Below are 11,588 nucleotides of genomic sequence, written 5' to 3' on the forward strand. Positions count from 1 at the left end.
CACGCGCGCAACGAGGGCCGGCGCCGCCGCTCCCGCCGTCGGAAAGCAAGTTCCATGACTATCGAAGTCGTCAGCCTGTTCGTCATTCTGTTCGCGCTGCTGGCGGGGGGCCTTTGGATCGGGTTGACCCTCGCATTCACCGCGACCTTGCTGCTCGCGATGTTTCGGTCGATCCCGCTCGACAAGCTGCTTCCGCAATACGCTTGGAATATCCTGACCACGCAGGAACTCCTGGCACTGCCGCTGTTCATTCTGATGGGAGAACTGTTGTTCCGCACCCGGTTGTCGCGATCGCTGTCTCAGGGGCTGGCGCCGTGGGCCGGACTGCTGCCAGGACGTCTGCTGCACGTGAACGTAATCGGTTGCACGATCTTCGCGGCGATATCGGGTTCGTCGGCGGCGACGACGCAAGTGATTGGCCGCATGTCGCTCAACGAACTGCTGCGTCGGGGTTACTCCAGGGATATCGCGATCGGCTCGCTCGCAGGCGCCGGCACGCTCGGATTTCTGATTCCGCCATCGAACATCATGATCATCTATGGCGTGCTCGGCGACGTTTCGATCCTGAAGCTGTTCACCGCCGGAGTTCTGCCGGGCCTGCTGCTGGCGGGGGCTTTCATGGCCTGGGTGATGCTGCACACCACTCTGAACCCGACGCTAGTGCCGGAGGCCGAGGCGAAGCTTGCGCTGGTCCCTTGGCGCGAACGCTTCGCCGCCCTCAAGGACCTTGCACCGGCTTTGTTTCTGATCGCCTGCGTACTCGGCTCGATGTATGGCGGCCTTGCGACGCCGTCGGAGGCGGCAGCGGTCGGCGTGCTCGGTGCCGCACTGGTCGCCTGGGGGCAGGGATCGCTGTCGCAGCAGGTGATGCGCGATGTGGTCATCGGGTCGGTGGTCACCTGCTCGATGATCGCACTGATCGTGCTCGGCGCGTCGATCCTCGGGAACGCCGCGGCGTTCCTCGGCATTCCGCAATCCGTGGCCGCTTTTGTGAAAGGCCTCGGCCTATCACCCTTCATGCTGATCGTCGTGCTGATCGGCTTCTACCTTGTCCTCGGTTGTTTCCTCGATGGCTTTTCGATGATCGTGATGACGTTGCCGATCGTGCTGCCGATCGTGAAGGCCTCGGGCTTCGACGACATCTGGTTCGGAATCTTCCTGGTGCTTGCTGTCGAGGTGGCGCAGATCACGCCGCCTGTCGGCTTCAACCTGTTCGTCATCCAGGGCCTGACGGATGACGGGCTCGGCTACATCGCGCGCGTGACATTGCCCTATCTGATCATTATGGTCAGCTTTGTGCTGCTGCTGACCTTGTGTCCGAGCATCGTCACGATCCTGCCCAGACTCCTCTATGGATAGACCGCCTCGCGCGGTAGAACGCTACCGCGACGTAGCCGATGCCACGCCGGCCGCGAGGCCCGTCGATGTTCGGGGACCGCTTCCTTGCAGGTCGTCACGTGTCGTCTAGATGTCAAGCTGTCAGAGCGGTGCGCGTGGTTCGACAAGTCGAGTGTTCACGACTTTGCATCGCCACTGATCGTACGACGCAGCTCCCGTTCGGGAGTGCAATGTTGCTCGACAAACTGATTGATTGAGGCAGCGATTTTCTGCGATTCCGCACGCTCGACGGTAACACCGCGGGCAACTCGTCTGGCAGGCAGTCCGCTGTAGGAGACGAGCCGGTCCCTTCCACATCTTCCGGTCAAAGAACGTCGGCCAGGGATTGCCCGTGAAGGTTTATATTGAGCCCTTGCAAGCCTTGGTCGCTGATTTCGCCTCCCATTGCTTTCAGGCTTTCCTCGCGAATCAACGACATCAGGCCGCGTCTCAGTCCTAGGAATTCCGACGACATCATCATCGATTGCTGGCGAGGTCGTTCGAGCGGAATGGGAATTTCCGCCTTGATGGAGCCGGGCCGGGCCGTCATACAGTAGACGCGGTCGGACAGGAAGATCGCCTCGTCGATGTCGTGTGTCACGAACAGGACCGAGATTTTCAGCCGCTGCCACATGTTGGTGAGGATTTGCTGCATGATGACCCGGGTCTGCGCATCCAGTGCGCCGAAGGGTTCATCGAGCAGGAGAACTTTCGGCCCTGTCGCCAGGGCGCGCACAATGCCGACGCGTTGCTTCATGCCGCCGGAAAGGCGGTCGGGATAATGCTTTTCGAAAGCTTCGAGTCCGGCTAATCCGAGCAGGGTGCGTGCAGCTCTCTCGCGACGGGACCGGTCCATGCCGCGCATCTTCAGTCCGAATTCGACGTTCTCTCGGACGGTCTTCCAGGGGAAAAGCGAATATTGCTGAAAAACCATGCCGCGCTCGGCGCTCGGACCCTTTACCTCTTCGCCGTCGACCGTGACCGTTCCGGCGGTTGGCTTCAGGAAGCCTGCGACCGCATTCAATAGCGTGGATTTTCCGCAACCTGAAGGGCCGACGATTGAGACGAATTCGCCCGGCTTGACCTGGATCTGCGTGTCGGTGACGGCGGCCACGGACCCGTCGATGGTCTCGTAGCTCAGCGCAAAATTCTTGACCTCGATGTGGCCGGCTGCAGCCTTCGCCTCGATCACACTCATGCGCGTCCCCACGGCATAGCAAGCCTTCCGACCGAGCGGATCAGCAGGCTGGACGTCAGTCCGAGTACGCCGATCGCGATCATGCCGAGTGCGATGTCGGCATACTGGACCAGCGAATAAGCCTCCCAGGTGAAATAGCCGATGCCGTACTGGCCGGAGATCATTTCGGCTGCAATCAGCGAGACCCACGCGACGCCCATCCCAACGGTAAGTCCGGTGAAGATGTGCGGAAGCGAAGCCGGAAAATATACCTCGCGAAAAATCGAAGTTTCCCTGGCCCCGAGGCATCGCGCGGCGCGAACGAGAACCGGATCCACCAGGGCCATACCGTGCAGCGTGTTGACCAGGATCGGAAAGAACGAGCCGAGGAACGTAATGAAGACGATGCTCTGTTCGTTTGTCGGCCACAGCATGATTGCCATGGGCACCCAGGCGATGGCGGGGATCGGGCGAAGCACCTCGGAAACCGGGAATACCACTTCATGGATCAGCTTGAAGCGGCCCATGACAAGACCGAGGGGCACCGCGACAAGGGTCGCCAGCGCGAAGCCGAATATGATTCGGCGGCAGCTCAGCAGGACATGCATCAGAAATTTGGGGTCGTGGATTGCTGTCGTGAAGCTCTCGTAGACGGCAAGCGGGGAGGGCACGTTGGTGAACCGCACGAAAAACACGACGCGGTATTTCGTCAGCAGGTACCAGACAATCAGAAATGCGACCAGGGAAAGGGCGCCGATCAGCGTCGCCCGCAGGCGGCCCTTGTTGAGCCTGAACCAGCGGGCCGCCAGGACGCCGAAGGTGACGGGCATGTGGACGGGCTCAACGGCAGGTGCCGGTTGGGCGGCGATCTTGGGTGCTTCGTGCTCTGTCGGATGCAGCGCATGCGCAGGACCGCTGCTCATGTCCTGCCTCCGCTCATGGCCGACTTCACTGCCTCCTCGAAACCAAGAACCTTGCCGTTGTTCTTCGCAGCGAAGGCTTCGGCGTCCTTCTTCAGCAGAAACGGGGCGATATCGCCGCCGGCGACCGCAAAGAAGGCCTGGTCGGCAAACAATTTGATGCCGCGTGCCGTGTCGAAGACATAAGTGACGTTGATCTTCTTTCCCTTGGTCTTGAAATTCGCGTAGGCGCCAAGCGTGCAGGTCGCACTGCTGAACGGAAGGATGCCTTCATCCTCGACCCAAACTTCGCCGGACTTGCGGGGATCCGAAATCGGCTTCTTGCAGAACTTATCCTCGCCCGAAATCTCGTAGTTTTTGGTGCTGGCGAGCTGGGCGTCGTAGTCCAGCTTCATCTCGGCATAGGCCTTGCGGATGTAGGAATCGTCGACCCACTTCTTCGGCTCGAATTCCTTCATGCGTCCAAGATTCTGCAGAACCTTGACGTCGACTTCTGCGGCATCGATCAGAGCCGGCTTGATGGTGGGATCGGTGGTCATGTTGCCGCTTGGGCCGAGGAAGATGTAGACGACTTCCTTGTTGATGCCGGTCCATTCCGCGATTTTCTCCGCCGCAAGTTTCGGGTCGGCGCGGAGCCACTGGTTGGCGGCGATGATCGCTTTCATGTAGGCGACGACGACCTCGGGATACTTTTCGGCGAAGTCCGTGCGGACCACGACGCCGTGCCAGGTCGGCAGGTTGGTCTCTACGCCGTCGAAGATCTTGCGGGCAAATCCGCGGAACGGCAGCAGTTCGGCGAACGGGACGAAGTCGGCATGGCCGTCGATCTTCTTCTCCTGAAGGTTGGTCGAACCGACCTCAGGACTTTGACTGACCAGCTGGAAGAAATCCGCCGGATAGCCCCGGTCCTGCATCGCCTTCAGAACCATGCCATGGGCAGCCGATCCGAAGGGGACGCTGACCAGCTTGCCCTTGAGATCGGCGAGCTCGTAATACGGTGAGTCCTTGTGGACGACGAGGCCATTGCCGGAGCCGGACAGGCTGTAAGCTGCAACCGCGATCAGGCGGCTCTTGCTTTCCGGATTCTTCTCGAACGTGAAGCCGTTCACGACGAGCGGATAGTCTCCCATGGCACCGAATTGCAGCTTGTTGGCCATCATGCCGTTGGTGACGGGAGGACCTGAGGTGAAGTTCTGCCATTCGAGCTCGAACTTGATGTTGGCATACTTGCCATCCGTCGGAAGGTACTTCTCCAGGAGGCGCAATTGGCGGATGACGATCCCGGTCGTCACCGTGTTGGTCGTAGTGTCCTGGGTGCCGATGCCAATCTTGATGGTTTCGCCGAAGGCCGGCTGCGCGAGCGCCAAGGTCACAGCGGCTGCGGATATCGCTATCGAAAGTGATTGGACTTGGCGGACCATGTTCATCCTCATTCGGTTGGAAGCGCTGCAACCATGATTGGTTGGGGTAACGTTCCCTGCAAATGCGGACTGGTCATCGGAGTAGATTAGTTGCCGTTAAAGGTCAGCTGCATACTCGTTGGGCAGTTTTGCTGTGCAAAGCCGCTTACGTGTGCATCCAGACTCAATCCGACGCCTGACCACGCATTTCCTCCAGAACATTCGGCAGGCAGACGACGATCTGCGACCGCTTAGTCAGCACAATCCGCTTCTGCTGCATTCGCTTGAGGCTGATTGTCACCCATTGTCGGGTCGCGCCCACCATGTGCGCCAGGTCGGCATGGGTAAAAGCCGCGGCGATGACCACGCCGTCGGGATCCTCGACGCCGTATAGATCCATCAGGTGCAACAGAAGATGCGCAAGCCGCTGTGTAATCGAGCGCGTTCCCAGCATCTGCGCCAGCGCCGAATAGCACTTGCCCTTGAACGCGAGGCCCTCGATCAGCCCGATCGCAAGATTGGGAATTTCAGTGGCGAGCGTCCGCAGTTCCTTGCCGGGAAGCTGCACGACGCTGCAGTTGCTGGAAGCGACGCCGGACCACTGATGAATGCCGCTGTCAAAGACCTCCGGCCCGCCCACGAAATTGCCGGCGTGCCAATAGGCGAGGGTGATCTCGCGTCCGAGGGGCGAGGAATAGAAGACGCGAATGCGGCCGCTTTCGATCAGGAAAATGCCGTCATGTTTGGCGCCCTGACTGAATAGGGTCTGCCCCCGACTGAGGACCTTTCGGCGCCCCTGTTTCAGGACGATGTCGCGCTCGCGTATCGTCAACTTGTCCATCAGCGACGGCGGGCCGCCGATCAATTGGTGGTTCTCCGTGAGAAGCAGGGATGTTGATTTCGCGGCCGCCGCCGTGGCCGAAGGCGAGCTTCCGCGCACCACATTTCCAGCCTGCAGCAACATTGCCGATCTCCAGACCATCTAGAACTGATCTAAAAAGCAGCAATCTTCGTGCCAGATTGATCTTTTTGCCATCGATGACGCGGTCGAAAAGCCGAATGGAATCAATGTTCGGCCAAACTTGCCAAATAGCTTTTGGGATAAATTCCTCTGTTATGCCCGTCCGAGAACGAAATGTTCAGGCCGTAGCCTAGGTCGGCGACTTCCACGATGGCGATCCCGGGGAACCGATCCGGGAAGCGTTCGTCGAAGCGGGCGCGGGTGCAATGTGCACATTTGCAGAATAGGCGTAGCTTCTCCGCCGCAAGCGTAACGCGCGATCCGTCGGTTTCGACCATTGATAGCGAGGCGAGATCGGCGCTCACCTCGCAAGTCGGTGACTCCGTGGCAATCGGTGGTGACATCGACATTGGGAAGTCCTTCCTTAGCAAGGGCTACCGTCCGACAGCTCGCTTAGATAGCAACTAATTGCCGACGTGCGCCGAATGCCGGTTCTGGAAATTACTTGCTTGTCCCGCCTCGGTATCGCGAACACGACTTCGCAAACATCGCGGGGCAAGCGAATCATGCTGCATCGATCGGGAGGGTTGAGCGAACCGAACTGGCTTTGGAGGGATCTTCCGGGTATTGCCCTCTGCGCGCTGATCGCCTGCGCAGCGACTTGGACGGCGCTGTTGGCAGGCTCTGCTGTTGTCTGGGGCTTGATCTTCGGTCTCGTCCTCGCCGCGATTTGGTCGCCTCCGTCACTGTTTCAAACTGGCATTTCGTTCGTTGCCAGGCACGTGATCCGCATCGGTGTCGCGCTGCTTGGATTTCAGATTTCGCTCGCGACCCTGCAGATTCTGAACGTGGCTGACGTCGTTGCGCTCGCGATTAACGTGGCAATCGTTCTGGCGGTAGGCTGGTTCGCGGGGCCGATGCTCGGAATTACCAGGGAGTTGTCGCTGGTCGCCGCAGCTTCCGTCGCCATTTGCGGCGCGTCGGCAGCCGCCGCCGTTGCCTGTGTCGTCATGCGCAACGACTCGGCTAACAGAGATGTTGCCTGCACCATTGGCGTCGTCAGCATCATATCGTCCGCGGCGATGATCCTGTATCCGCTCCTGGTTCACATGGCCGACCTCGACTCGGCAGCAGGCGGTATTTTTCTCGGTGGAAGTATTCACGAGGTGGCTCACGCGGTTGCTGCTGGCTACAGCGTCAATCCGGAGACCGGCGAAATGACCACTGTGGCAAAGCTTCTGCGCGTGGCGCTGCTGGCACCAGTCTGCATCGCTGTATCCTTTATCGCGTCCGGTAGGGGTGCTTCGCAAAAGCCGTCGTCGCCGTTGCCGCCGGCTTTTTTGGTCGGTTTTGTCTTGGCTGCGTTGCTCAATGCCTCGGGGTTTATCCCGCGCGAGCTGTCTCAGGTGACCACGCCGCTCTCGCGCTTCTGTCTCGTCATGTCGATGGCGGCAATCGGATTGACATTACCCTGGAGAAGCATCCGTGCCTTCGGCCTAAAGCCAATCATGCTCCTGTTGATTCTTTCCGCGACCCTGACCGGGTTGTCGTTGATTTACGTCAAGTATCATTCGTTTTGATGAAGTCCGCGAAAAATTAGAAACTAATCGACCAAGAACTGAACTCCGTCGTTGCGAGATTTTGCTTCTCACCCAACGTTCCGTCGTCGCGTTGACATGCGCATTTTTGACGATCGAACGATCGACGGAGGAAGAACGATGAGCGCTTACCAGAAGGAAACGGTTCTTTCAGTGAAACACTGGACCGATTCCCTGTTCAGCTTCACAGCCACGCGCGATCCGGGCTTTCGTTTTCAAAATGGGCAATTTGCCATGATCGGCCTCGAGGTCGAAGGACGTCCGCTTGTCCGTGCCTACAGCATGGCGAGCGCCAACCATGAGGACGCTCTCGAATTCTTCAGCATCAAGGTCAGCGATGGACCGCTGACCTCGCGCCTGCAGAAGATCAAGGAGGGTGACATCATTCTCGTCGGTCGCAAGGCCACCGGCACGCTTGTCACCGGAAACCTCACTCCGGGAAGGCGGCTGCTACTGCTTTCGACCGGAACCGGTATCGCGCCGTTCGCCAGCCTCATCAAGGATCCCGACATCTACGAGTCCTACGAGACGATCATTCTCGCCCATGGCTGCCGCCAGGTTTCCGAATTGGCTTATGGCGAGCGCCTGGTGGAAAGGCTTCGAGAGGACGAGTTGTTCGGTCCGCTGCTCGCCGGCAAGCTGATCTACTATCCGACCGTGACCCGCGAGCCGTTTCGTAACCGTGGCCGCATTACCGACCTGATCGAGTCGGGTCAGATGTTCAACGACGTCGGACTTCCCGCGCTCGATCGGGAGACCGACCGGGTCATGTTGTGCGGCAGCCCGGGCATGCTGGAGGAGCTCCGCGTGATGTTCGTGGCGCGCGGTTTCGTCGAAGGCAATCACAGCGAGCCCGGGCACTTCGTGATCGAGAAGGCTTTCGTTGAGCGATAACGGTTACGGCTGCCTCATTGTTGTTCAAGATCTGACTTCGATTTCGGCAGAAGGCTCAAACATTGAGTTTCTCTCTCCGGCGACAACTAATTGCTATCGCCGAAGGACCAGCCGGACAAAATCTAGCGCCAAGACGGCGAACACGCCGAACCAGGAGCGAGTGATGGCAATGGATGAGATCGTCGACGGGCTTTCGGAAGTTTCCTGCGATGTGCTCGTTATCGGCGGCGGTACGGCCGGACCGATGGCGGCGCTCAAGGCGAAACTGAAGAACCCCAAGGCGAATGTCGTTCTACTCGAAAAGGCGAACGTCAAGCGGTCGGGCGCGATCTCGATGGGGATGGACGGGTTGAACAACGCCGTCATTCCCGGCTACGCGACGCCGGAGCAATACACCAAGGAAATAACCATCGCGAATGACGGCATTGTCGATCAGAAGGCCGTCTACAAATACGCGCAGAATTGCTACAAGATCATCGAGGAGCTCGACAGTTTCGGCATCCGCTTTCTGAAGAACGAGAACGGCGATTACGCCGTCAAGAAGGTGCACCATATCGGCACCTATGTCCTGCCGATGCCGAACGGCGAGACGGTCAAGAAGGCCCTTTACCGCCAGCTCCGGCGGGCGCGGATCTTGATCTCGAACCGCTACATGGCGACCCGTCTGCTGACGTCGCACGACGGACGCGTCGCGGGCGCCATCAGCGTCAATACGCGCACCGCCGAGATCCTGGTGATCAAGGCCAAGGCTGTCATCCTCTGCATGGGCGCCGCCGGTCGCCTTGGCCTTCCCACGTCGGGCTATATGTTCGGTACCTATGAAAACGCCGCCAATTCAGGCGATGGCTATGCGATGGCCTATCATGCCGGCGCTGCGCTCGCGAACCTCGAATGCTTCCAGATCAATCCGCTGATCAAGGATTACAACGGACCGGCCTGCGCCTACGTCGCCGGTCCCTTCGGCGCGTTCACGGCCAACAACGAAGGATCGCGCTTCATCGAATGCGATTACTGGTCGGGCCAGATGATGCTCGAGTTCTACAACGAATTGCTGTCGGGCAAGGGACCGGTATTTCTTCAGCTCTCGCATCTTCACGAGAAGACCATCGAGGAGATCGAGTCCACGCTGCACAAGGTAGAGCGACCGACGCGCGGGCTGTTCCAGAAGGGACGGGGTACCGACTATCGGACCGAATCGATCGAGATGCACATCTCCGAGATCGGCTTCTGTTCGGGACACAGCGCATCCGGTGTGTTCGTTGATGATTTTGCGCGCACGACCGTGCCAGGTCTTTACGCCGCCGGCGATATGGCCAGCGTGCCTCACAACTACATGCTTGGCGCTTTTACCAACGGTTCGGTTGCGGGCATCGACGCGATGGAGTTCGCGGACAATCACGACTTCGCAGCGTTCGATGCGGCCGACGTGGCCAAAGAGCGCGACCGGGTGATGGCCCCGACAAGGCGGGAAGACGGCATCCCGCCGAACCAGATCGAGTACAAGGCCCGCCGCCTCGTCAACGATTACCTGCAGCCGCCGAAGGTCACGCGCAAGTTCCAGCTCGGCCAGCGTCGGCTGGCGGAGGTTCGCGAGGATATGGAGCAGCGAATGATCGCGCGCAACTCGCACGAATTGCTTCGCGCGCTTGAGGCCCAGTCGATACTCGACTGTGCCGACATGGCCGCCCACGCCTCGCTCTACCGCGAGGAAAGCCGCTGGGGCCTCTATCACCTTCGCACCGATTTTCCGGAGAAGGACAACGCGAACTGGTTTTGCCACACGCTTCTCAGCAAGAGGAACGGCAAGATGACCAGCGAGAAGCGGGATGTGGAGCCTTACGTCGTCCCGATCGCCGATGAGGAGAAGGATCTCTACGACAAGCAGCGCATCCGCGCCAGCGCATAACCGCCCTGCAACGAAGCACCAGGAGACTTAGCAATGCCTCTCGCCAGTTATCAGACCTCCGTGCCGGTCGTTGTGGACGACGCCAAGTGTATCGCGGACAAGGGATGCACGGTCTGCGTCGATGTTTGTCCTCTCGACGTGCTTCGCATCAGTGACATGACAGGAAAGGCGTACATGGCATATGACGAGTGCTGGTATTGCATGCCGTGCGAAGCCGACTGCCCGACCGGCGCCGTTACTGTCAACATTCCGTACCTTCTGAGGTAATCATGTCGGGCCCTTTCGAATCCTACGACGATCTCGAAGACGCCGATCAGCGCCTCGGAGCTGCCGATCCCGGCGAGCGCCGTGTCGCGATTATCGCGCTGGGTCATTCGGGCGATCCCGCGGCCGTCGGGCTTCTGAGCAGCATGGTCGCCGACCCGGACGCCGGGGTGCGTCAACAGGTGGCGATGGCGCTCGGAGAGTTCGACGGCCCGCAGTCGGCAGCGGCCTTGGCGAAACTGTTGGTCGATCCGGAGCAGGCGGTCGCGTCCGCTGCGGCCGACAGCATGGCTGAACTGAAGGACTCAGCATGCGCCGATGCCATACTCCCCTTGGTCAAGCACGCGCACGCCTTTGTCCGCATGGGCGCGCTCCGTGCGCTGAAGGAATTGCGGCGCAAGGACACGCTCAAGCCGGCGCTGGAAGCGATCCGGGACAGCGATGCTGCGGTACGCGTACAGGCGATCGGCGTCATCGGCTTTTTAAAGCTTGAGGAATCCATACCCGCGCTCACCGCATCCACTGGGGATCCCGATGCCCATGTCAGGCGGGCGGCGGTCAGCGCGCTGGCGTTTTCCCAGATGAAGCCTGCGGCCGAATCGATCACGCGGACGCTTGGGGATGATGACTGGACGGTCCGCGAAATGGCGGCGGAGACGCTGGGTCTTAACGTCAATGGCTTCGTTGCGGCGGATCAATTGATCGCCGCGTTGACGGACGATTTCTGGCAGGTGCGGCTCAAGGCAATCAGAAGTCTCGGCAAGATGAAGGTAGACCGGGCGGTTCGCCCGATCGGCAAATGCATCACGCACGAGCAGGCAAATCTGCGGAAGGAGGCGGCGGCAGCGCTGGGGGAGATTGCCGATCCAGCTGCGGAACCGTTTCTCGTTCTTGTCGCAAACGATCCGGATCCCGAGGTCAGAAAGAACTCTCGCTGGGCGCTCCAGCAGGTTGCTGCCAGGAAGGCGAAGACGAGTTCCTAGCCTGTAGATTGCCGGACGGTCGAGAAATTCGGAGCGGCTGCGCGCTTGCCGACTGCGAAGAGAACCACGGGTCCCTTTTTGCATTTGGCGCACGAACGCTGTTGCGAA

At 59.8% G+C, this 11,588-nt stretch carries 11 protein-coding genes; 6 read left to right on the plus strand and 5 right to left on the minus strand.

The window, feature by feature from the left end:
* Positions 1-54: 54 nt before the first annotated feature.
* Complete coding sequence (locus V1277_RS22885) at positions 55-1,359, plus strand: TRAP transporter large permease (RefSeq protein ID WP_334418216.1); 1,305 nt, start codon at positions 55-57, stop codon at positions 1,357-1,359.
* Positions 1,360-1,702: 343 nt separating this feature from the next.
* Here the strand turns inward: V1277_RS22885 and V1277_RS22890 are convergent, their stop codons facing one another.
* The 5 genes from V1277_RS22890 to V1277_RS22910 all read right to left on the minus strand — a co-directional run bounded on the left by V1277_RS22890 (position 1,703) and on the right by V1277_RS22910 (position 6,239).
* Positions 1,703-2,575: an ABC transporter ATP-binding protein gene (locus tag V1277_RS22890; RefSeq protein WP_334418217.1), complete on the minus strand. Its 873-nt coding sequence runs from the start codon at positions 2,573-2,575 to the stop codon at positions 1,703-1,705.
* On the minus strand, positions 2,572-3,477 hold the full coding sequence (locus V1277_RS22895) for an ABC transporter permease (RefSeq protein WP_442894510.1): 906 nt from the start codon (positions 3,475-3,477) through the stop codon (positions 2,572-2,574). Before V1277_RS22895 ends, V1277_RS22890 begins: the two co-directional genes overlap by 4 nt.
* Positions 3,474-4,895 (minus strand): ABC transporter substrate-binding protein, encoded by a 1,422-nt coding sequence (locus tag V1277_RS22900; RefSeq protein ID WP_334418218.1) that lies wholly within the window; start codon positions 4,893-4,895, stop codon positions 3,474-3,476. Before V1277_RS22900 ends, V1277_RS22895 begins: the two co-directional genes overlap by 4 nt.
* 163 nt (positions 4,896-5,058) lie before the next feature.
* Positions 5,059-5,838, minus strand: coding sequence for a Crp/Fnr family transcriptional regulator (locus V1277_RS22905; protein WP_334418219.1), 780 nt, complete (start codon positions 5,836-5,838; stop codon positions 5,059-5,061).
* A gap of 101 nt (positions 5,839-5,939) precedes the next feature.
* The gene (locus V1277_RS22910; RefSeq protein ID WP_442894594.1) at positions 5,940-6,239 is read right to left on the minus strand and encodes a DUF971 domain-containing protein; all 300 of its coding nucleotides are present in this window, start codon (positions 6,237-6,239) and stop codon (positions 5,940-5,942) included.
* 105 nt (positions 6,240-6,344) lie between these two features.
* Here V1277_RS22910 and V1277_RS22915 point away from each other — a divergent pair, with 105 nt between their 5' ends.
* The 5 genes from V1277_RS22915 to V1277_RS22935 all read left to right on the plus strand — a co-directional run bounded on the left by V1277_RS22915 (position 6,345) and on the right by V1277_RS22935 (position 11,480).
* Positions 6,345-7,415 (plus strand): YeiH family protein, encoded by a 1,071-nt coding sequence (locus V1277_RS22915; RefSeq protein WP_334418221.1) that lies wholly within the window; start codon positions 6,345-6,347, stop codon positions 7,413-7,415.
* A gap of 138 nt (positions 7,416-7,553) precedes the next feature.
* Positions 7,554-8,327, plus strand: a complete 774-nt coding sequence (locus V1277_RS22920) for a ferredoxin--NADP reductase (protein WP_334418222.1) — start codon at positions 7,554-7,556, stop codon at positions 8,325-8,327.
* Between the two features lie 163 nt (positions 8,328-8,490).
* Positions 8,491-10,233, plus strand: coding sequence for a fumarate reductase/succinate dehydrogenase flavoprotein subunit (locus V1277_RS22925; protein WP_334418223.1), 1,743 nt, complete (start codon positions 8,491-8,493; stop codon positions 10,231-10,233).
* A 33-nt stretch (positions 10,234-10,266) separates the two neighbouring features.
* The gene (locus V1277_RS22930) at positions 10,267-10,500 is read left to right on the plus strand and encodes a 4Fe-4S dicluster domain-containing protein (protein ID WP_008141081.1); all 234 of its coding nucleotides are present in this window, start codon (positions 10,267-10,269) and stop codon (positions 10,498-10,500) included.
* Between the two features lie 2 nt (positions 10,501-10,502).
* Positions 10,503-11,480, plus strand: coding sequence for a HEAT repeat domain-containing protein (locus V1277_RS22935; RefSeq protein WP_334418224.1), 978 nt, complete (start codon positions 10,503-10,505; stop codon positions 11,478-11,480).
* Positions 11,481-11,588 lie beyond the last annotated feature (108 nt).

The sequence above is a fragment of the Bradyrhizobium sp. AZCC 1588 genome (genome assembly GCF_036924735.1).
Lineage (GTDB): Bacteria > Pseudomonadota > Alphaproteobacteria > Rhizobiales > Xanthobacteraceae > Bradyrhizobium.